The organism is Streptomyces sp. NPDC026394, from assembly GCF_055567735.1.
Genome location: NZ_JBVHPX010000006.1, coordinates 63,734 through 85,535 on the forward strand (window position 1 = coordinate 63,734; position 21,802 = coordinate 85,535).

Consider the following 21,802-nt stretch of genomic DNA (forward strand, 5'->3'; position numbering starts at 1 on the left):
GTTCACCCGCGCACGACCGGTGCTACGGCCTGCCCTCCTCGGCGGCCGGTGCCGCCGCGTCGGCTGTTCCGGGCGGTGCGGCGTCGTTGCCGTTGCCCGGTCCGATGCGGATCTCGAAGTCGCCGTCGTAGCGCTCGTGGCCCGCGATGACGGCCAGTTCGACGACCTCTTCGCCCTTCTGCCCGCGGACGATCAACGGGTCGTGACGCAGGTCCTTCATCAGCGCCCAGCACATCGCGATCATCACCAGGGTGAAGGGCGCCGCCACCAGGATCGTCAAGTCCCGCAATCCGGTGAGCGCGTCGTCCGACCCGCCGCCGATCAGCAGCATGATCGCGGCGACCGCGCCGGTGACCACGCCCCAGAAGATCACCACGAGCCGGGTGGGTTCGAAGGAGCCCTTCTGCGAGAGGGTGCCCATCACGATGGACGCGGCGTCCGCGCCGGAGACGAAGAAGATCCCGACGAGGATCATGACCAGGATGCTGGTGACGGTGGCCACCGGGTACTGGTGCAGCACGTCGAAGAGCTGCCCTTCGGGCGTGGTCTCCCCGGAGAGCCGCTTCCTGTCCTGGAGGTGCATCGCCGAGCTGCCGAACACCGCGAACCACAGCAGGCTCACCACGCTCGGCACGAGGATCACCCCGCCGATGAACTGCCGGATCGTGCGCCCGCGGCTGATCCGGGCGATGAACATGCCCACGAACGGCGTCCAGGAGATCCACCACGCCCAGTAGAAGACCGTCCAGCCGCGCAGCCAGTCACCGACCTGGTCGCCGCTGCTGGCCTCCGTACGGCCGGCGAGCTGCGGCAGTTCGCCGATGAAGGTGCCGATGGAGGTCGGCAGCATGTTCAGGATGAGGATGGTGGGCCCGACGACGAAGAGGAAGACGGCCAGGATCAGCGCCAGCACCATGTTGATGTTGGACAGCATCTGGACGCCGCGGGCGATGCCGGAGACCGCCGACAGGACGAAGGCGACGGTCAGCACCGCGATGACGACGACGAGCAGGGTGGTGCTGACCTTGTCCATCCAGCCGAGCACCTTGATGCCGCTGCCGATCTGCAGCGCGCCGAGCCCCAGGGACGCGGCGGAGCCGAAGAGGGTGGCGAAGATGGCGAGGATGTCGATGACCTGTCCGCCCCAGCCGTTGGCCCGGCGCTTGCCGATCAACGGGGTGAACACCGCGCTTATGGTCTGCCTTCTCCCCCGCCGGAAGCAGCTGTACGCGATGGCCAGCCCCACGACGGCGTAGATCGCCCACGGGTGCAGGGTCCAGTGGAACAGGGTGGTGGCCAGCGCGGTGTCCATGGCCTGCGCGGCGTCCTCGGGATCGGTGCCCGGGGGCGGGGTGGCGAAGTGCCCCAGCGGCTCGCTGACGCCGTAGAACATCAGGCCGATGCCCATGCCCGCGCTGAACATCATCGCGACCCAGGACACCGTACGGAACTCCGGTTCCTCCCCCTCCTTCCCCAGCGTGATCCGGCCGTACTTGCTCACGGCCAGCCAGATGGCGAAGACCACGAAGCCGGAGGCGGAGAGCACGAAGGCCCAGCCGCCGTTCTCGATGATCCAGTTCAGCATCGTCGTCGAGGCGCTCTTGAGCGACTCGGTGGAGGTGGCGCCCCAGACGATGAAGGCGAGGGTGAGCAGCGCCGTGACGCCGAAGACCACGCGGTCGGTCTGCGGAGGGCCGGTGCGGTGTGGCGCGCCGGGGAGTTCCGCCTCCACCGACGCACCTCCCCCGCCGCCCGTGTCCTGGTCTGTTTCCGACACGTGTCGACCTTTCAATTGGCCAGTTTTTCCCTACCCGTTACCCCCTACCACACGGCGGGACGCGTTCAGCAGCCCTTGAGCGGAGTCGCGGCCGTAAGGTGATAATCGGCCCGGCCGTCCAGCAGCAGCGGAACGAGGGCGCGCAGCGACTGGCGCAGCGGCACCACGGCACCCCCCTTCCCGGTCCGGTGCGAGGACACGCCGTGCAGGGCGAGTTCGTCCTTGACCTGGGCGTACTGCCCTGCGTCGAGACGGTACGCGCACGGCGGGTCGCCCAGGGTCTTCCCGGCGGCGGGCGGTTCGTTGTCCGCGCCGCCGAGGTGGACCGGCCCCCGGTCGGCGTAACCGGCCAGCCGGGCGCGGGCCGTGGCGGACTCGATCCGGCTCCGGCGTTCGGCGACGAAATCGAAGAGGCCGTCCAGCGCGGCGCGTTGGGAGAGGACCCGGCGGCGGTTGTTCAGCGCCGGGTCGGCCTTCTCGGCGTCGGTCAGCGCGTCGACCCGGGTCTCCACGAGCAACCCGACGGAGTTCTTCACCCCGGCGGTGTTGCGCAGGATGCGCTCCTGGCCGTCACCGGCCACCTGCTTGACCGGGTCGCCGGTCCGCGGGTCGGTCCAGATGCCGTAGATACCGGTGCTGAAACCGGCACCGGCGGCTTCCGGGCGGACGTACTTCTCGGACAGGACGGTGGACTCCCGGTGCACCGCGCGGGCGGTGTTGAGGTTGCGGGGCCACAGGGAGAGCAGGTCCTTCATGTAATACGGCACGGTGGGCCCGTACTCGTGCAGGTCGTAGACGACGTCCGGGCGGTAGTCGCGCTGCACGGCGGCCAACGCCCGGGCTTCGGCGGTCTTCAGGGCGAGGTGGTCGCGGTTGATGTCCACGCCGCCGGAGTTGCCGCGGGTGTCGGCGGCCCGGCCGTCCGGGTTGGCGGTCGGTACGACCAGCACGCTCGTGCGTTCCAGGAAGCGCCGGGTGGCCCGGTCCCCGGCGAAGGCGAGGTCGCGGACGGTGGACAGGCACGCCTCGCGCCCGGACGGCTCGTCGCCGTGCTGTGAGCAGATCAGCAGCACCGCGTTGCCGCGTCGCACGTCGGCCGCGCTCTTCGGGGCCGGTGCGCCGATGCGTACGAGCTGGAGCGGGCGGCCTTGCGCGGTGGTGCCGATCCGGTCCGTACGGACGCGGTCGCTCGCCCGGTCCACGGCGGCGAGGAAGTCCTGTTCCTCCGGCTGGGTGGTCCAGCGGGCGCCCTCGCTGGTCTCGAAGCCGGTACGGGGCAGATCCGGGCCGGACGCCCCGGCGGGCGGCGCGGCCAGCAGGGTCGCGGTGAGCGCGGCGGCCAGCGCCCCGAAGGCGAGGCCGCGGGAGAGGGTGGTCACGAGGGGTCCTCCGGTGTCGGACGGTGGGGCGAACGGTGGAGGGGCGCTGCCGGGTACGGACGTACGGGTACGGAGGGGCCGGGCCATGGCGGCCCGGCCCCTCGGTGCGGTCAGCCCGTTCGGGGTATGCGGCTCGGTACGGACGGTTCCACGCCGGTCGTCGGCGCCGGTGCGATCCGCGCCCCGCCGGTGCCCGCCGTGGCCGCGGCCAGCGCCTTGCCGCCACCGACCACGGGCAGCCGGGCGGCGGTGCGGGCGAGGTCGAGGGTCAGACGCGGGGTCGTGGACGGCGGGTCGATCAGGCCGGCGTCCGTCCCGGCGATGACGAGGGCGAGCCGGTGCCCGGCGGGGACGACGTGGTCGCTCGCGGCCAGGTCGAGGGTGATCGTGTAGCGCTTGCCGGGGGTCAGCGGGCGGCCCTTGCCCGGGTCGGCCCAGTTGCCCAGGTCGGCCCAGCCGCGGCTGAAGACGGTGTGGCCGACGTTCAGCGTGTCGGCCCTGGTCTCCTTGTAGCAGGCGCTGTCACCGGTGGTGCTCGCGCCCCAGCAGGTGCGGTCGGCGAGGGTGGTGACGCCCTCGCCCGCCGCGCCGTAGTTACGGATGGTGTCGGGCCCGAGGTCCACCAGGACGGCGGAGAGGTGGGCGGTGGCGGTACCGGGGGTGGCGGTGACGGTCACCTTGCCGGAGCCGGACAGGCGCAGCGGCCTGGCGAGGGGCTTGGTGGTGAACCCGGCCTTGGCGGGGGTGGAGGTGTCGATCCGCGCGGCCCAGTCCTCCTCGTTCAGGCGCGGGTCGTCGGTGAAGGTCTCGGTGGCGCCGTGCGGCGCGCGCCGGGTGCCGAATTCGCCGACGCCGGGGGCGCTGCCGTTGCGCGGCCGTACGGTGGTGGCCGAGGTGCCGGCGGCGGGCCAGACGCGGTCGGTGGTCCACCGGTCGGGGGCGCGTTCGATGTCGGCCATCGGCTCGTCGTCGATGCCGTTGTCGTAGCCCATCAGGTAGTGGTCGAACCAGCGGTGCAGGGTGGGCACCCAGGCGGACCGGCGGAAGTCGAACGGGTCGACGTGGCCGGTCTGGGAGAGCCAGACCTTGCGCTCGACGCCGTTGTCGGCGAGCGCGTCCCACCACTGGCCGAAGTGCTTGGTGCGGACGTTGAGGTCCTGCATCCCGTGGACGGCGAAGACGCTGGCGGTGATGTTCTCCGCGTCCTTGACGTAGTCGCGTTCGGTCCACAGCCGGGTCCAGTCCCCGGTACGCGGGGCGCCCTCGGCGAGCTTCTTCTGCACGGCGTCGCAGCGCAGGCGCGCTTCGGGGCTGTTGACGTGGTCGGCCAGCCGGTCGGGACCGGAGCCGTACAGCGGGGCGCCCTTGGCGAAGTAGTAGTCGTACCAGGAAGAGATGGCGGCGATGGGCACGATGGTCTTCAGTCCCTCGACGCCGGTGGCGGCGACGCCGTTGGCGATGGTGCCGTCCCAGCTCTTGCCGATCATGCCGGTGTTGCCGTTCGACCAGCCGGCGGTGACGCGTTTGCCGCCGGTACGGGAGTCGTAGGCGCGGCCCCGGCCGTTGAGCCAGTCGACGACAGCGCGCGCGGACTGGATGTCGGAGCGTCCGCCGACGTCCACGCAGCCGTCCGAGCGGTTGGTGCCCGCCAGGTCGACCAGGACCGCCGCATAGCCGCGCGGCACGAAGAAGTTGTCGTAGAACAGCGGGAACTGCACGGGCCGTCCGGCGCTGTCGTAGGTCTTCTTCTGACTCTCGTTGCCGCGCCCGCAGCAGGAGTAGTAGGGGCTGGCGTCCATGATCACGGGCACCCGGCGGCCCTGCTGGGCGGGTTCGCGCGGCCGGACGATGTCGACGGCGACCCGGTCGGTGCGTCCGTCCGAGTCGCCGTCGATCCTGGTGTCCACCCAGACCGATTCGCGTATCGCGCGGTCGTAGGAGTACACGGGTCTGGACTCGCCGGAGGATGCCTGGGCGGCGGACGCCGGCCCGGTGAGTGTGGTCAACAGGGCGACGGTCACCGCCGCCACGAGCGCTTTCCAGGGGATGCGGGGGAACCGCGCGCTAGGAGTCACGGGCGGACGGTAGCGCGGGGGAACTCCTGTGCGTAAGAGTGCGCGGGGTGGCGGACGTGAACGGAGCGGTGTCCGCGGGGTGCCGTGCCGCACGGTGAACAGGGGCGACCTGTGACGTCCTGATGTCGGTCATGTGTCAGATACGGCCATGGACATGACGGGAGCGCCCCGAGTACATAAGGTCTGAACACCTGAGGATCCGATGGGCCCACCGGGCTCACCTCCCCTACAAGCTGGAGGATTTCGTGCGTCACAGACTCATCGTTCCGGGTGCGGCCGCCCTCAGCCTGCTGCTGGCGATCCCGGCTTCCGCGGCCAGTTACGCACCCGGCGCTCCGGGCGCGGGCGACTCCTACTACCCCGAGAGCGGCAACGGCGGGTATGACGTCTCCCATTACGACCTGCGGCTGAAGTACCAGCCGAAGACGGACCTGCTGGAGGGCACGGCGACGCTGCTCGCCAAGACCACCCAGGACCTGAACCGTTTCAATCTCGACTTCGGCCTGAAGGTCAGCGAGATACGCGTCAACGGCAAGAAGGCGTCCTTCGCCACCTCCGGCAAGCACGAGCTGGAGATCACGCCGGCCACGCCGCTGCCCAAGGGCAAGGACATCAGCGTCGTCGTGCGCTACGCGGGCAAGCCGTCCGAGCTGAAGATCGACGGCTACTCCGCCTGGCACCGCACGCCCGACGGCGGGGTGATCGCGCAGGAACCGGACTCCGCCGTGTGGTGGTTCCCGAGCAACGACCACCCGACCGACAAGGCGACGTACGACATCTCGGTCTCGGTGCCGGACGGCGACCAGGCGCTCAGCAACGGCGTCCTGCTGTCGCAGACCTCCAAGCTCGGCTGGACACGCTACAACTGGCGTTCGGACAAGCCGCAGGCGCCGTACCTGACCACGCTCGCGGTCGGCAAGTTCGACGTCACCAAGGACACCACGGCCAGCGGCCTGCCGGTGATCAACGCCGTGAGCAAGGACCTCGGCTCCTACGAGGGCTCGGCGCGCGCGAGCATCGAGCGCACCACCGAGGTCACGGAGTGGCTGGAGTCGGTCTTCGGCCCGTACCCGTTCAACTCCGTCGGCGGCTACGTCCCCAATGTGAAGAAGGGGTACGCGCTGGAGACGCAGACCCGTCCGTTCTACGGCAAGGAGGCGTTCGCCAACGGCGCCAACGTCTCCGTGGTGGTGCACGAGATCGCGCACCAGTGGTACGGCGACAGCGTCTCGGTCAAGGACTGGAAGGACATCTGGGTCAACGAGGGCTTCGCCCGCTACAGCCAGTGGCTGTGGTCGGAGAAGGAGGGCGAGGGCACCGGTCAGGAGCTGGCCGACTACGTCTACGCCCAGCACCCGGCCGACGACCCGTTCTGGAAGGTCAAGCCGGGCGACCCGGGCCCGGACAACCAGTTCCACGGCGCCGTGTACGACCGGGGCGCGCTCACCCTCCAGGCCCTGCGCAACGAGGTCGGCGACCAGGCGTTCTTCGGGCTCCTGAAGTCCTGGCCCACCGACAAGAAGTACGGCAACGCCTCGGTGCGGGACTTCGTGACGTACGCCGAGCGCAAGACCGGCAAGCCGCTCGCCGAGCTGTTCGACACCTGGCTCTTCCAGCCGTCCAAGCCCTCGGCCCCGGCCGCGAAGAAGGCGTTCGGCGCCCGGTCGGCCGCCCCGGCCAAGGCACCGGCGCAGCCGAAGTCCTGGAAGTCGATCCAGGCCACGAACACCGTGCACGACCACGGCCACGGCCACCGGCACTGACGTGAAGCGGGGCCCGGCGCGGTGTGCGCCGGGCCCCGGCGCACGTGCCACCTCCCCTCCATCTCCACGCCACCCAAACGTTACTCAGAAGTAAGTACGCCTGGTTCGATGTGCGGCGGGTCCCCCCTCACGCCACCAGGAGTCCGCATGCCGCACCGTCCGCCACGCCGCCCGCTGACCGCCGCCCTCGCCACGGCGCTGGCCGCCGGAACGGCCGTCACGGCGTGCTTCGCCATGGCCCCCGCGGCGTCGGCCGCGGGGGCGCCGGAGGCCCGGCCCCCGGCAGCGGTTCCCGCGGTGAAGGTGCTCTCGTACAACGTCTTCCTGATGAGCAAGAGCCTCTACCCCAACTGGGGTCAGGACCACCGGGCCGAGGCGACAGCCTCCGCCGGCTTCTTCCAGGGCCAGGACGTCGTCGTGCTCCAGGAGGCCTTCGACAACGCGTCCTCCGACGCGCTCAAGTCCGCGGCGGCGGCACGGTATCCGCACCAGACGCCGGTGGTCGGGCGCGGCAGGAGCGGCTGGGACGCCACCGGCGGCGCCTACTCCGCCGCCACTCCGGAGGACGGCGGGGTCACCCTGCTCAGCAAGTGGCCGCTGCTCCGTAAGGAGCAGTACGTGTTCAAGGACGCCTGCGGTGCCGACTACTGGTCCAACAAGGGCTTCGTCTACGCGGCGCTGAACGTCCGCGGCACCACGGTGCACGTGGTCGGCACGCACGCCCAGTCGACCGACCCGGGGTGCGGGGCCGGGGAAGCGGCAGCGGTCCGGGCCCAGCAGTTCAAGGAGATCGACGCCTTTCTGGACGCGAAGAACATCCCGGCGGACGAACAGGTCATGGTCGCCGGAGACTTGAACGTCGACACCCGCAGCCCCGAATTCGCCTCCCTGCTCACCGACGCCGGACTCGTGGCGGCCGACACGCGCACCGGGCACCCGTACTCCTTCGACACCCGGGAGAACTCCGTCGCGGCCTACCGCTACCCGGACGACCCGCGCGAGGACCTGGACCACGTCCTGCACCGCCGGGGCCACGCCCGGCCCGCCGGCTGGTCCAACGAGGTCGTCGAGGAGCGGTCCGCCCCCTGGACGGTGTCGAGCTGGGGCAAGGACTACACGTACACGAATCTCTCGGACCACTACCCCGTGGTGGCCGCTCAGCGCTTGAGCTAGGCCAGGGCTCCGGCCGGGCGGCTCTGCACGGGCAGGCCGGCGTGCGGACCTTCGGTAAGGGGCGGAGGAGCATGGCGCCACTTGCTTTCCTGGACACGGTGGGTCCAGGATGCTGTGGTGACCGAGTTATCAGCCGATCCACGGGCCACTTCCGGGCGGCCCTCCCCCACGACCGCCGCTCCGCGTCCGGGACCGCTGCTCGCCGTCCTGCTGTCCGCGTGGTTCATGGCACAGTTCGACTTCTTCGTCGTCAACGTCGCCGCCCCCTCGTTCGAGAAGGATCTGCACACCGGGCCCGCCGCCCTCGAACTCATCGTCGGCGGCTACGCCTTCGCGTACGCCAGCGGCATGATCACCGGCGGCCGGCTCGGTGACCTCTTCGGGCACCGGCGTACGTTCATCGTCGGGCTGATCGCCTTCGCCGTCACCTCCCTGCTGTGCGGCATCGCGGTGAACCCGGCCCAACTGGTCGGCGCCCGGCTGCTGCAAGGCTTCGCCGGGGCCGTGATGGTCCCGCAGGTGCTCGCCACGATCACCGCCACGTTCCCGGTGCACGCCCGGGGCCGGGCGATGGCCTGGTACGGCGTCGCCGGAGGGACGGCCTCGGTCGCCGGGCAGGTGCTCGGCGGGCTGATGCTGGACGCCGACATCCTCGGGCTCGGCTGGCGGGTGCTGTTCCTGATCAATGTGCCGATCGGCGCGGTCGCGGCCCTGCTGGCCCTGCGCTTCCTGCCCTCGGTGCGCTCCGCGCGCCGGGCCCGGCTGGACCTGACCGGTGCGGGCGGCGTGGCGCTGACGCTGGGCCTGGTGCTCGTACCGCTCGCCATGGGCCGCACCGCCGGCTGGCCGGTCTGGACCTGGCTCTGCCTGGCGGCCTCCCTGCCGGTGGGCGCGGCCACGGTGTTCTGGCAGCGTCGCCTGGCCGCGCGGGGCGGCGATCCCGTCCTCGACCTCACGCTGTTCCGCGAGGGCTCCTACCTCGCCGGTGTCGTGACGGGGGCGGCCTTCATGGCGTACTGGGCGAGCGTGATGTTCACCCTGACGCTGCTGCTCCAGGGCGGTTTCGGGCTGGGGCCCTTCGGGGCCGGGCTGGCCTTCGCGCCGACCGGCGTCTGCTTCGCGGCCAGCTCGCTGCTCAGCCGTCCGCTGGTGCAGCGCTTCGGCCTGCGCATGCTGCAACTGGGCAGCGTCGTCACGGTGACCGGCCTGACGGCGCTCACCCTGGTGCTCCACTTCCTGCCGGACCGCGGGGCACTGCCCTGGGTCGTCGTCACGATGGCGGTGGCCGGGGTGGGCAACGGGCTCACCTTCCCGCAACTGATCGGCGCCTCGCTGGTGCGGGTGCCCGTGCAGCGGGCCGGGATCGGCGCCGGGGTGCTCACCACCGCCCAGCAGTTCGGCGGGGCCGCCGGTGTCGCGGTCATCGGCGCGGCCTTCTTCGCCCTGGCCGGCGGCGCGCCGACCGCCGCCGGGTACGCGCGCGCCGCCATGTGGACCACGGTGGTCTCGGTCGCCTTGACCTGTGTGGTCACGGTGCTGACGACGGTCATCCGGCGCGCGGCCGACCGTACGGCGCGGGCGGAACTCGACCGGGCCGCGAAGGCGGCGAAAGCGGCGGACGGCTGAGCCACCCGCACGGCGAAGGGCGGTCGCGCGGCCTGCGCACGACCGCCCTTCACCACGTCCGCTGCCCTACGGCCTCGGGGTCACCCCTTGTCGAGCATCGACCGGCCGGCCGCCGCCTCGCGTTCGGCCGCGATCCGGCTCACCCGGCCGCGGACCACGAACCAGCCACCGAACAGCGCGGCGCCGATGACCGGCACCAGCATCACGGTCTGCTGCCCCACGCCCTCGCTGTCGAAGGCCATCAGGACGACGACACCCAGCAGGAAGACGATGGTCGCGATGTCGGTGACGGGGGTGCCCGGAAGCTGGAAGCGGGGGCGGTCGACCAGGCCCGCGCGGGAGCGCCGGACGAAGACCAGGTGGCAGAGCATGATGGTGCACCAGGTGCTGATGATGCCGAGCGCCGCGATGTTCAGCACGATTTCGAACGCCTTGCCCGGCACCAGGTAGTTGAGGCCGACGCCCAGGACGCACACCGCGGAGGTGAGCATGATGCCGCCGTACGGCACCTGGTTGCGGTTCATCAGGGCGGCGAACTTCGGCGCCGAGCCCGCCATCGACATCGAGCGCAGGATGCGGCCGGTCGAGTAGAGGCCGGAGTTCAGGCTGGACATGGCGGCGGTGAGCACCACGAGGTTCATCACGTCGCCCGCGGCCGGTACGCCCACGTTGGACAGCACGGTCACGAAGGGGCTCTCGGAGCCGGTGTACTTGTTCCACGGCAGCAGCAGCGCGAGCAGGATGACCGAGCCGACGTAGAAGACACCGACCCGCCACATGATCGAGTTCACGGCCTTGGGCACGACCTTCTCCGGCTCGCTGGTCTCGCCCGCGGTGACGCCGACCAGTTCGACGGCGGAGTAGGCGAAGACCACGCCCTGGAGCACGACCACCACGGGCAGCAGGCCGCTCGGGAAGAAGCCGCCGTGGTCGGTGATCAGGTTCAGGCCGGGGGTCTCACCGCCCACCGGGTGCTGGGTGGTCAGCAGGAAGATCCCGATGAACATGAAGACGACCAGGGCCGCGACCTTGATGATCGCGAACCAGAACTCCATCTCGCCGAAGATCTTCACCGAGATGAGGTTGATCGCCAGCACCACCGCGAGCGCGATCAGCGCCATGGCCCACTGCGGCACGGCGGTGAACAGGCTCCAGTAGTGGGTGTAGAGGGCGATCGCGGTGATGTCGGCGATGCCGGTCGTGGACCAGTTGACGACGTACATCCAGCCCGCGACGTAGGCGCCCTTCTCCCCCAGGAACTCCCGCGCGTACGAGACGAAGGAGCCCGAGGACGGGCGGTGCAGCACCAGTTCGCCCAGGGCCCGTACGACGAAGAACGCGAACAGGCCGCAGACCGCGTACGCGACGGCGAGCGCGGGTCCGGCGGAGGCGAGCCGGCCGCCGGCGCCCAGGAACAGGCCGGTGCCGATCGCCCCACCGATCGCGATCATGTTGATGTGCCGGCCCTTGAGGCCCTTGCTGTATCCGGCGTCCCCCGCGTCCTGGGCGGTCGACACCTTCCCCCCGTCCGGTGGCCTGTGGGCGTCTTCCTGGACGGTTTCCGTGCTCACAGCTGGTTCATCTCGCTTTCGGGCAGGCGATGGAGCCGTCACCGGTCCCACGGGTCACGCGAGTCCGGCCGACGGCACACCTTCCCCCAGAGCCGCCCCCTCGTCTGTGTGCTGGATCACAGCATGTATGAGCCATCAATAATCCGTACGGTTATGCCCGGAATGGCTTGTCGGGGCCATGTCGACGAGCCCACCATTCCGCCACGCTCCGGTCATCACCCCTCACCGAAAAGAACGAAGCGCACCATCGCGTTCCGGTCTTCACTGGCCGGAAACAGCCGCCGAGCCGAGAGCGTGGCGCCGTCGCAGTGGCGCTTTCGCCGGCCGGGCGCCGGTGGACCGCAGGCGAGTCAGCGCACCGTGACCAGCACGTCGTCCGTGGGCGGCAGGGATTCCGGCATCTCGTCCGCGATCCGGGCGTACTCCAGTGCCGCCAGGCAGGTGCCCCTGTCGGTCCACACCAGCAGTTCACCGAGGTACTCGCCGTACTGGTCGTGGACGTGCGCATCGACGGGCACCAGCTCGGAGGGCAGGGCGGCGTACCGCACCGGTTCCCGGACCCGCAGATCGACGCTCACCGACCCGGGTCCCCAGAGGGCCACGACATCCGTCCGGTCCAGTTGACCGCGCAGCTCGTACGCACCGGCGAAGTCGGCCGCGGGGATGTGCTCCAGCACGGCTCGCTCGGACACGGTCAGCGGACGACGCTCGACGGGCAGGCGGGACATGCACCCATGATCCCAGGCCCGGGTATCCGCGGGTCCGCCTCGCGGGTGAAGACCCGCGATCCGCCACTGACGGTCACACACCCGCGTACCTCGTTCCCACCGGTCCCGAAAGGTTTCACAAGGCCGGTGAGACAGCAATACTGTTGAACACGGGCCCCGCGGCACGGACGCGGCGGGCGCAGGGGGCGCGGGCACTCGCGCGGACGCAGTGAGGGAAGTGAGGCGCGGCATGGCCACCGGGGCCGGGGAAGAACCGACACTCACCGTCGACGAGTTGGCCGCCCGCGCGGGCGTGACCGTGCGCACCGTCCGTTTCTACAGCACCCGTGGGCTGCTGCCGCCGCCCGCGATCGGCCCGCGCCGCGTCGGCAGGTACGGCGCCGCCCACCTGTCCCGGCTCGCCCTGATCGAGGAACTCCAGCACCACGGCATGACGCTGGCCGCCATCGAGCGCTATCTCGCCCGGCTGCCCGACGACCTCAGCGCCCACGACCTCGCCATCCACCGCGCGCTGGTCGCCTCCTGGTCTCCGGACTCCGCCGAGGAGGCGACCCGGGCCCACCTGGAGCGCCGCGCGGGACGGGCGCTGAGCGAGGACGACATCGACCGGCTGGCGGCGATGGACGTCCTGGAGCGCACCGGGGACCCCGACGCGTTCCGGGTCGACCCGGCCGTCCTCCACCTGGGCATCCGCCTGCTGGACGTACCGGTCGCGCTGGAGACGCTGCTCGCCGCGCGTACCGTCGTGCAGGAACACACGCGCTCGGCGGCGCGCGAGCTGACCCGGCTCTTCCATGACGAGGTCTGGGGCCCGTACCGCGAACGCGAGTCGGACCCCGAGCAGGTGGAGTCGATGAAGTCGCTCTCCGCGCACATGCAGCCGATGGTGGTGCAGGCGCTGGTCACGGCCTTCCAGCGGTCGATGCGCGAGGAACTGCGGGCGACCTACGCCGAGGAGTGATCCCGCGCCCGGCGGGCATGACCTGGTTACCGGTCCCACGGGGTGCGGCCGGCGGTGCGGCACGACCCGACGAGCGAGACGAGGCCGTGGGTGGAGGGGCGCAGCGTTTCCCGGGCCGAGGCGGCGGACATCCTCGCCCGGCAGGAGAGTCACTTCTGGGAGTTCAAGAGCGGCCGCGCCGGCGGGGCGGTCGTACAGGTCATCGCGGCCGCCCTGGCCAACGCCGAGGGCGGGGAGTTCATCGTCGGCATCGAGGACCCGCGCAGCGGGCGCGGGCTGGCGCGGTGGCGCGGCTTCGCCTCGCTGGAGGACGCCAACTTCGTCCAGCAGGCCATGGTCGACCAGGTGGAGCCGCCGGTTCCGTACGACATCGAGTACCTGCGGGTGGACGGCCATCCGGAGCTGGGGTGGGCCTGCCTGGTCACGGTCCACAAGAGCCCGGACGTGCACAAGACGGCGCGCGGCGAGGTACCGCAGCGCCGGGGCGCCCAGTCACGGCGCCTGAAGGGGACACAGATCACCGATCTGTCGCTGTCCAAGGGCGCCCGCTCCTACGAGGACCAGTTGCTGCGCGACTACACCCTGGAGGAGCTGCGGGACGAGGACGAGCTGCACGTCTTCCTCGGCCGGTACAGCCCGAGCACCTCCGCCGAACGGTTCCTGCGCCGGCAGCGCCTGGTGGACCGCGGCGGGTCGCCGGCGACCGTGGCCGGCGCCGTCCTGTTCGCCGCCGAGCCGCCCGTCGTCGTACCGAAGAAGTGCTCGGTGAAGATCGCCCGGTACGAGACCGGGGAGCAGGTCCCGGACCGCCGGCACCTGAAGTCGGCGCCGACGACGGTGGACGGGCCGGCCCGGCTGCTGATCGACCGGACGCTGGCGGCGGTCACCCGGATCATCCAGTCGGTTCCGGTGCTGGGCCCGGACGGCGCCCTGTCGCCGATGGCCTATCCGCCGGAGGCGCTGAAGGAGATCATCGTCAACGCGGTGATCCACCGGGACTACAACCTCTCCGACGACATCCTGATCTCGGTCTTCGACAACCGGGTGGAGGTCCGCAGTCCGGGCCGGCTGCCCGGCCACATGACGCCGGACACCCTCTTCACGGACCGCTTCGCGCGCAACCCGACGATCGTGCGGCTGCTCAACAAGTACCCGGACCCGCCGAACAAGGACATCGGCGAGGGGCTGGACACCGTCCTGAGCACGATGAAGGCGGCCAAGCTCAGGGAGCCGCGGTTCTTCGTGGAGGACAACGCGTTCGTCGTGGTGCTGGAGCACACGCCGCTGGCCCGGCCCGAGGAACTGGTGCTCCAGTACCTGCGGTCCAACCCGGAGATCCCCAACCGGATCGCGCGCCGGATCACCGGCATCGCCTCCGAGAACCGGATGAAACGGGTCTTCCACCGGCTGCGGGACGCCGGGCAGATCGAGCCGGTGCCGGACCGGGCCGGGCCCCGTGCGGCGTGGCGCCTCAGACGGGAGTGACCGGCCGGGGCCGACCGGCCGGGCGGGACCGACCGGCCCGGTCCGTGGTGGTGCGGGGCCGGCTCCGGACGGCCCGCACCACCACGAGCCTCACGCGTCGCTGAACTTCTCCCCCTTCTCCGCCTTCTCCACCAGCAGCGCGGGCGGCGCGAACCGCTCCCCGTACGTCGCCTGGAGTTCGCGGGCGCGGGCTACGAAGCCGGGCAGCCCGCCCTCGTAGCCGTTGATGTACTGGATGACGCCACCGGTCCAGCCGGGGAAACCGATGCCCAGGATGGAGCCGATGTTGGCGTCCGCGACGGAGGTCAGCACGCCTTCCTCGAAGCAGCGGACGGTGTCCAGCGCCTCGGCGAACAGCATCCGCTCCTGCATGTCCCGGAAGGGGATCGCGGCGTCGGCCTTGGTGAAGTGCTCGCGCAGGCCCGGCCACAGGCCGCCCCGCTTCCCGTCCTCGCCGTACGCGTAGAAGCCCCCGCCGCCGCTGCGGCCCGGCCGCCCGAACTCGTCCACCATGCGGTCGATGACGGTGTCGGCCGGGTGCTCCGACCAGGTGCCGCCGGCCGCCTCGACCGCCCGCCGGGTCTCGTCGCGGATCTTGCGCGGGAGGGTGAGGGTCAGCTCGTCCATCAGGGAGAGCACCTTGGCCGGATAGCCCGCCTGGGCCGCGGCCTGCTCCACGGAGGCCGGCTCGATGCCCTCGCCGACCATCGCCACGCCCTCGTTGATGAAGTGGCCGATGACGCGGGAGGTGAAGAAGCCGCGCGAGTCGTTGACGACGATGGGGGTCTTGCGGATCTGGCGTACCAGGTCGAAGGCGCGGGCCAGCGCCTCGTCGCCGGTCCGCTCGCCCTTGATGATCTCCACCAGCGGCATCTTGTCGACGGGTGAGAAGAAGTGCAGGCCGATGAAGTCGGCCGCCCGCTCGACGCCTTCGGCGAGGCCGGTGATGGGCAGCGTGGAGGTGTTGGAACACAGCAGCGCGTCGGGGGCGACGATGTGCTGGATCTCCTGGAACACCTGGTGCTTGAGGGAGGTGTCCTCGAAGACCGCCTCGATGACGGCGTCGCAGCCGGCCAGGTCCCGCGGGTCGGCGGTGGGGGTGATACGGGCGAGGAGTTCGTCCCGCGCGGCCTCGGTGGTCCGGCCGCGGCTCAGCGCCTTGGCGAGCAGGCCCGCCGCATACGCCTTGCCCTTCTCGGCCGCCTCCGGGGACACGTCCTTGAGGACGACCTCGATGCCGGCCTTGGCGCAGGAGTACGCGATGCCCGCGCCCATCATGCCGGCACCGAGGACGGCGACCTTCCCGACCGTGCGCGGCCCGATGTCCTTGGGGCGGTTGGCGCCGGAGTTGACGGCCTGGAGGTCGAAGAAGAACGCCTGGATCATGTTCTTGGAGATCTGGCCGGTGACCAGTTCGACGAAGTACCGCGCCTCGATGGTCTGCGCGGTCTCGAAGTCGACCTGCGAGCCCTCGACGGCCGCCGCGAGGATGTTGCGCGGGGCCGGGTACGGGGCGCCGTTCAGCTGCTTCTTGAGGTTGGCCGGGAAGGCGGGGAGGTTGGCGGCGAACTTCGGGTGCGCCGGGGTGCCGCCGGGGATCTTGTAGCCCTTGACGTCCCAGGGCTGCTGGGCCTCGGGGTTGGCGTCGATGAACGCGCGGGCCTTCTCGGTCAGTTCCTCGGGCGTGGCCGCGACCTCGTGGACCAGGCCGTGCTCCAGAGCGCGGGTGGCGTTGTACTGGGTGCCTTGGAGCAGCACCTTCAGCAGCGCGTCGGCGATGCCCAGCAGCCGGACCGTACGGACCACGCCGCCGGCCGCGGGGAGCAGGCCGAGGGTCACCTCGGGCAGGCCGATCTTGGTGGCGCGGGTGTCGAGGGCGACGCGGTGGTGGCAGGCGAGCGCGAGCTCGTAACCGCCGCCGAGAGCAGCGCCGTTGATGGCCGCGACGACGGGCTTGCCGAGGGTTTCGATGCGGCGCAGGTCGCGTTTGATGCCCTGGCCCGTCTCGAACGCCCGCTCGGCGTGCTCGGGCGTGACGGCGATCAGGTCACGCAGGTCGCCGCCGGCGAAGAAGGTCTTCTTGGCGGAGGTGAAGATGACGCCGCGTACGGTGTCCCGCTCGGCCTCCAGGCGGTCGGCGACGGCGGTCAGCGACGTCTTGAAGGCCGCGTTCATCGTGTTGGCCGACTGGTCCGGGTCGTCGAGGACGAGGGTGACGACGCCGGTCTCGTCCTGTTCCCAGCGGATGGTGGTGGATTCACTCATGGGGTGCGTACTCCGTAGTGGGTGCGGACGAGGGTCAGACGCGCTCGACGACGGTGGCGATGCCCATGCCGCCGCCGACACAGAGGGTGGCCAGGCCGTACCGCTTGTCCTGGCGCTCCAGTTCGTCGACGAGGGTGCCCAGGATCATCGCGCCGGTGGCACCGAGGGGGTGGCCCAGGGCGATGGCGCCGCCGTTGACGTTGACCTTGTCCAGGCTCAGGCCCATGTCCTTGACGAAGCGCAGCACGACGGCTGCGAACGCCTCGTTGATCTCGACCAGGTCGATGTCGTCGATGGTCAGCCCGGCCTTGGCCAGCGCCTTGCGGGAGGCGGGAGCGGGGCCGGTGAGCATGATCGTGGGCTCGGAGCCGGAGACCGCGGCGGAGACGATGCGGGCGCGCGGGGTGAGTCCGTAGCGCTCGCCGACCTCCCGGGAGCCGATGGCGACCAGGGCCGCGCCGTCCACGATGCCGGAGGCGTTGCCCGCGTGGTGGACATGGTCGATCTTCTCGATCCAGTGGTACTTCTGGAGGGCCACCGCGTCGAAGCCGCCCAGGTCGCCGATGCCGGCGAAGGAGGGCTTGAGGCCGGCCAGCGAGTCGGCGGTGGTGCCGGGCCGCAGGTGCTCGTCGTGGTCGAGGACGACCAGGCCGTTGCGGTCGGTGACGGGCACGACGGAGCGGGCGAAGCGGCCGTCCTTCCAGGCCGCGGCGGCGCGCTCCTGGGAGAGGGCGGCGTACTCGTCGACGTCGCGGCGGGAGTAGCCCTCGATGGTGGCGATGAGGTCGGCGCCGATGCCCTGCGGGACGAAGCCGGTGTCGAAGTTGGTCATCGGGTCGGCGAACCAGGCGCCGCCGTCGGAGGCCATCGGTACCCGCGACATCGACTCGACGCCTCCCGCGAGCACCAGGTCCTCCCAGCCGGAGCGGATCTTGGCGGCGGCCATGTTGACCGCTTCGAGGCCGGAGGCACAGAAGCGGTTCTCCTGGACGCCCGCGACGGTGTCGGGCAGTCCGGCGGCGATGGCCGCGATCCGGGCGATGTCCGAGCCCTGGTCGCCGACCGGTCCGACGACGCCGAGCACGATGTCGTCGACGGCGGCCGGGTCGAGGTCCGGGAAGCGGCTGCGCACCTCGTGGATGAGGCCGACGACGAGGTCGATCGGCTTGGTGCCGTGCAGCGCGCCGTTGGCCTTGCCGCGGCCGCGCGGGGTGCGGATCGCGTCGTATACGTACGCTTCGGAAGTCACGGTGAGCAGCCTTTCCAGCTGGCGTTTCGGGAGCGGCGGGGGTGGAACGAGGGGGCGGGGTGCGGGGGTACGGGCGGGGTCCGGGGCGGGTTCGGGGAGGCGGGCGCGGGTGGGGCTCCGGGGGCCGGGCGCGGGCCGGTCAGCCGAGGATCGAGCGGCCGATGATCTCCTTCATGATCTCGGTGGTGCCTCCGTAGATGGTCTGGATGCGGCCGCCGGTGAAGGCCCTGGCGACCGGGTGCTCGCTCATGTAGCCGTAGCCGCCGTGCAGTTGCAGGCAGCGGTCGGCGACGCGCTTCTGCAGCTCGGTGGCCCACCACTTGGCCATCGAGGCGTGCACGGCGGAGAGGGTCCCGTCGGAGTGGTCCACGATGCAGCGGTCCAGGAACTCGCGGGTGACGGCGCACTCGGTGGCCATCTCGGCCATCTCGAAACGGATGTGCTGGAGCTTGGCGAGCGGCCGGCCGAACGCCTCCCGCTCCTTCACGTACCGCGTGGTGATCTCCAGCAGGTGCTCGGCGGCGGCGATCCCTGCCACCGCGATGCCCATCCGCTCCTGCGCGAGGTTGGTCATCAGGTGGACGAACGCGCCGTTCAGCTCGCCGAGGAGGTTCTCCTTGGGCACCCGTACGTCGGTGAAGAACAGCTCGGCGGTGTCCTGGGCCTTCTGACCGATCTTGTCCAGGTTGCGGCCGCGCTCGAAGCCTTCCGCGCCGCGCTCGACGACCAGCAGGCTCAGTCCGTGCGCGCCGCCCTCGGGGGTGGTTTTGGCGACGACGATCACCAGGTCGGCGAGGATGCCGTTGGAGATGAACGTCTTGGAGCCGTTCAGCAGCCAGTGGTCGCCGCGGTCCTCGGCGGTGGTGCGGATGCCCTGGAGGTCGGAGCCTGCGCCCGGTTCGGTCATGGCGACGGCGGTGATCTTCTCACCGCTGCAGAAGCCGGGCAGCCAGCGCCGCTTCTGCTCCTCGGTGGCGAGCTGGGTCAGGTACGGGCCGACGATGTCGTTGTGCAGGCCGACGGCGAGCCCGGCGACGCCGGCCCGCGTGAACTCCTCGGCCAGGACGGCGGCGTAGCGGAAATCGGGGTTGCCGCCGCCTCCGTACTGCTCGGGGACGGCCAGGCCCAGCAGGCCCTGCTTGCCCGCCGCGCGCCAGGCGTCGCGGCTGACGATGCCGTCCTTCTCCCACTGGTCGTAGTGCGGCAGGACCTCCCGGTCGAGGAAGGTCCGTACGGTGCGGCGGAAAGCCTCGTGGTCCTCGGTGAAGATCCGGCGCTCCAGCTTCGCGGTCATCGCGGGGTGCCTCCTCGGGTCCGGCGGTGGGTCAGCGCCTGTCTTTGAACCCCCGTCGGGGCGCAGGCGGGGTTTCGAAGACAGGCTCTCGGGGGTGTGTCCATCAGCCGTCTGCCTCCGAAGGGCCGGAACCGGTGTCCGCGGCCCGGGTGCCGTCCGGCCAGACCGCCCCGCGGCCCGCTCCGGAAGCCGGATCGCGGCGGTCGGTGAGCGTCGGGACGTCCCAGTCGCGGGCCACGTCGACGGTGTCGGCGCCGGGCCGGGCCGGCGGCCGGCGGATCGTGCCGGGGGTGGCGGAGAAGCGTGGGGCCGGTGCGGGCTGGGTGATGCCGCCGTGGTCGGCGAAGGTACCGCGGGCGGCGAGGTGCGGGTGGCCGGGTGCCTCCCGCAGCGAGAGCACCGGCGCCACGCAGGCGTCGGACGCCTCGAAGACGGCCGTCCACTCCGCACGGGTACGGGTCTTGAAGCGGGCGGCGATGACGGCGCGCAGCTCCTCCCAGGCGGCCGGGTCGTCGCGGGCGGGTGCCTCGTCCTCGATGCCGAGCAGCCGGACGAACTCGCCGTAGAAGCGCTGTTCCAGCGCGCCGACCGCCATGTGGCCGCCGTCGGCGGTCTCGTACGTGCCGTAGAACGGCGCCGCGCCGTCGAGGAGGTTGGCGCCGCGGCGGTCCTGCCAGCCGCCCGCGGCCAGCATGGCGTGGATCATCGCGGTGAGGTGGGCGGTGCCGTCGACGACGGCCGCGTCCACGACCTGGCCGCGGCCGCCCTCGGTGTGGGCGTGCCGGAGCGCGGCCAGGATGCCGACGACCAGGTAGAGGGAGCCGCCGGCGTAGTCGCCGAGGAGGTTGGCGGGGACGGCGGGCGGGCCTCCGGGCGGGCCGATCATGCCGAGCGCGCCGGTGACGGCGATGTAGCCGATGTCGTGTCCGGCGGTCCCGGACAGCGGCCCCTGCTGGCCCCAGCCGGTCATCCGGCCGTACACCAGCCGCGGGTTGCGCTCCAGACAGACGTCCGGGCCGACGCCGAGGCGCTCGGCGACGCCGGGGCGGTACCCCTCGACCAGGACGTCGGCGCGCTCGGCGAGGTCGAGCACCTGGCCGGGTCCTTCGGCGGACTTCAGGTCCACCAGCACGGAGCGCTTGTTGCGGTTGGTGAGGTCGTACGCCGGGTCGACCCCCAGGCCGGAGCCGCCGGGCCGGTCGACGCGCACCACGTCGGCGCCGAGGTCGGCCAGGAGCATCGCGGCGAACGGGCCGGGCCCGATACCGGCCAGCTCCACCACGCGCACCCCGCTCAGCGGGCCGTTCCCTGTCCCTGCCATCGGGCCCCCTGAGCTCCGCAGCACTGTGACACTTCTGATGTAACACTCGCGATGTTAAGAACGTGTTCCCCTTTCCACAAGCCCCCACGGCAACGGACCGGTACGGAAAAAGCCCGTGGCGGCGGTGGTCAACTCCCACCGCCGCCACGGGCCTTCACGCGTCACCTCAGCAGCGGCGCGCTCCCCCGTCGGAACCGGCGATGGACCCGCGCACGGATATGGACCGCCGCACCATCGCCACCCCCTCCCGCGCCCGGACCGGCCGTCCGCCGGTCATCCTGCGACCGTCCGCCGGTCGCCATGAGAACCACGCTAGCGGCGACCACTGACAACGGCCCGTGCGCCGATCATGGAGGGACAATGGCCGAATGCCTCACACGCACCTCGCATCCCCGTTGTTCGACATCAGCCATGGTCAGGGCCTGCGCCAGTTCGCCGAACTGGCGTTGGCGCTGGTCCTGTCCTCCCTCATCGGGCTGGAGCGGCAGGTCCAGCAGAAGAGCGCGGGGCTGCGCACCCACACCCTCGTCGGCGTGGGCAGCGCGCTCTTCATGGAGGTGTCGGTCCACGGCTTCTACGCGCTGCTGGGCACGGACGGCGTCACGCTGGACCCGTCCCGGGTGGCCGCGCAGATCGTCTCGGGCATCGGCTTCATCGGCGGCGGCCTGATCTTCGTGAAGAAGGACGCGGTACGGGGCCTGACGACCGCCGCGACGATCTGGCTGACCTGCGCCATCGGCATGGCCTGCGGCGGCGGCCTGCCCCTGCTGGCCCTGGGCGCGACGCTCGTCCACTTCCTCGTGGTCCGCGGGTTCCCGAAGCTTTTCTCGGGGCGGCGGCGTGCGCCGTTCGTCGAGCGTATCGAGCTGCGCCTGAGCTACCGTGCCCAGCACGGGCTGCTGGGCCGGATGCTGGAGATGTGCACCAGCAGCGGCTTCCAGGTGACCGACGTCCAGGTGGAGACGGGCTCGGACGACGAGGTGCCGGCCGAGGTGCTGCTGCGGCTGGAGGGCCCGGGCTCGGCGCACCCGCTCGTGGAGCAGCTGACGGAGCTGGACGGCGTGCGCGGGGTGACCTTGGGGCGGGAGTCGGACCGTACGGAGTGACAGCCGGAAACAGCGAACAGCGGACAGAG

Annotated in this window: 15 protein-coding genes; 6 read left to right on the plus strand and 9 right to left on the minus strand. The window is 71.3% G+C overall.

Annotated features, from left to right (window positions below):
* Positions 1–22 precede the first annotated feature (22 nt).
* The 3 genes from ACZ4QV_RS16305 to ACZ4QV_RS16315 form a co-directional block, all read right to left on the minus strand.
* Positions 23–1,732, minus strand: a complete 1,710-nt coding sequence (locus tag ACZ4QV_RS16305; protein WP_361148788.1) for a BCCT family transporter — start codon at positions 1,730–1,732, stop codon at positions 23–25.
* Between the two features lie 110 nt (positions 1,733–1,842).
* Positions 1,843–3,156: a M14 family metallopeptidase gene (locus ACZ4QV_RS16310; RefSeq protein ID WP_467762994.1), complete on the minus strand. Its 1,314-nt coding sequence runs from the start codon at positions 3,154–3,156 to the stop codon at positions 1,843–1,845.
* Between the two features lie 110 nt (positions 3,157–3,266).
* Entirely contained in the window at positions 3,267–5,231 is a 1,965-nt protein-coding gene (locus ACZ4QV_RS16315; protein WP_361581392.1) for a Xaa-Pro dipeptidyl-peptidase, read from the minus strand.
* A 245-nt stretch (positions 5,232–5,476) separates the two neighbouring features.
* Between ACZ4QV_RS16315 and ACZ4QV_RS16320 the strand changes: the two genes are divergently transcribed.
* From ACZ4QV_RS16320 to ACZ4QV_RS16330, 3 genes are all read left to right on the plus strand, one after another.
* The gene (locus ACZ4QV_RS16320) at positions 5,477–6,994 is read left to right on the plus strand and encodes a M1 family metallopeptidase (protein ID WP_361581395.1); all 1,518 of its coding nucleotides are present in this window, start codon (positions 5,477–5,479) and stop codon (positions 6,992–6,994) included.
* 147 nt (positions 6,995–7,141) lie between these two features.
* Positions 7,142–8,167, plus strand: coding sequence for a sphingomyelin phosphodiesterase (gene sph, locus ACZ4QV_RS16325; RefSeq protein WP_361148226.1), 1,026 nt, complete (start codon positions 7,142–7,144; stop codon positions 8,165–8,167).
* A gap of 117 nt (positions 8,168–8,284) precedes the next feature.
* Positions 8,285–9,793: an MFS transporter gene (locus ACZ4QV_RS16330; protein WP_361581399.1), complete on the plus strand. Its 1,509-nt coding sequence runs from the start codon at positions 8,285–8,287 to the stop codon at positions 9,791–9,793.
* An 80-nt stretch (positions 9,794–9,873) separates the two neighbouring features.
* Here the strand turns inward: ACZ4QV_RS16330 and ACZ4QV_RS16335 are convergent, their stop codons facing one another.
* Positions 9,874–11,310, minus strand: a complete 1,437-nt coding sequence (locus ACZ4QV_RS16335) for an amino acid permease (RefSeq protein WP_361148792.1) — start codon at positions 11,308–11,310, stop codon at positions 9,874–9,876.
* A gap of 404 nt (positions 11,311–11,714) precedes the next feature.
* Positions 11,715–12,092, minus strand: a complete 378-nt coding sequence (locus ACZ4QV_RS16340; protein WP_361581402.1) for a hypothetical protein — start codon at positions 12,090–12,092, stop codon at positions 11,715–11,717.
* A gap of 229 nt (positions 12,093–12,321) precedes the next feature.
* Here ACZ4QV_RS16340 and ACZ4QV_RS16345 point away from each other — a divergent pair, with 229 nt between their 5' ends.
* Both ACZ4QV_RS16345 and ACZ4QV_RS16350 read left to right on the plus strand, forming a co-directional pair.
* Positions 12,322–13,053, plus strand: a complete 732-nt coding sequence (locus ACZ4QV_RS16345) for a MerR family transcriptional regulator (RefSeq protein WP_361581405.1) — start codon at positions 12,322–12,324, stop codon at positions 13,051–13,053.
* A 90-nt stretch (positions 13,054–13,143) separates the two neighbouring features.
* On the plus strand, positions 13,144–14,538 hold the full coding sequence (locus tag ACZ4QV_RS16350) for an ATP-binding protein (RefSeq protein ID WP_361148234.1): 1,395 nt from the start codon (positions 13,144–13,146) through the stop codon (positions 14,536–14,538).
* A 90-nt stretch (positions 14,539–14,628) separates the two neighbouring features.
* On the opposite strand, the gene ACZ4QV_RS16355 is transcribed toward ACZ4QV_RS16350, so the two are convergent.
* The 4 genes from ACZ4QV_RS16355 to ACZ4QV_RS16370 form a co-directional block, all read right to left on the minus strand.
* Positions 14,629–16,803, minus strand: coding sequence for a 3-hydroxyacyl-CoA dehydrogenase NAD-binding domain-containing protein (locus ACZ4QV_RS16355; RefSeq protein ID WP_361581408.1), 2,175 nt, complete (start codon positions 16,801–16,803; stop codon positions 14,629–14,631).
* Between the two features lie 34 nt (positions 16,804–16,837).
* Entirely contained in the window at positions 16,838–18,052 is a 1,215-nt protein-coding gene (locus ACZ4QV_RS16360; RefSeq protein ID WP_361148238.1) for an acetyl-CoA C-acetyltransferase, read from the minus strand.
* A gap of 139 nt (positions 18,053–18,191) precedes the next feature.
* Positions 18,192–19,334 carry an acyl-CoA dehydrogenase family protein gene (locus tag ACZ4QV_RS16365; protein ID WP_361581994.1) on the minus strand — a complete coding sequence of 381 codons (1,143 nt, stop codon included), beginning with the start codon at positions 19,332–19,334 and terminating at the stop codon, positions 18,192–18,194.
* Between the two features lie 115 nt (positions 19,335–19,449).
* The gene (locus ACZ4QV_RS16370) at positions 19,450–20,667 is read right to left on the minus strand and encodes a CaiB/BaiF CoA transferase family protein (RefSeq protein ID WP_467762995.1); all 1,218 of its coding nucleotides are present in this window, start codon (positions 20,665–20,667) and stop codon (positions 19,450–19,452) included.
* A 368-nt stretch (positions 20,668–21,035) separates the two neighbouring features.
* Here ACZ4QV_RS16370 and ACZ4QV_RS16375 point away from each other — a divergent pair, with 368 nt between their 5' ends.
* Positions 21,036–21,773 carry an MgtC/SapB family protein gene (locus ACZ4QV_RS16375; RefSeq protein ID WP_467762996.1) on the plus strand — a complete coding sequence of 246 codons (738 nt, stop codon included), beginning with the start codon at positions 21,036–21,038 and terminating at the stop codon, positions 21,771–21,773.
* Positions 21,774–21,802 lie beyond the last annotated feature (29 nt).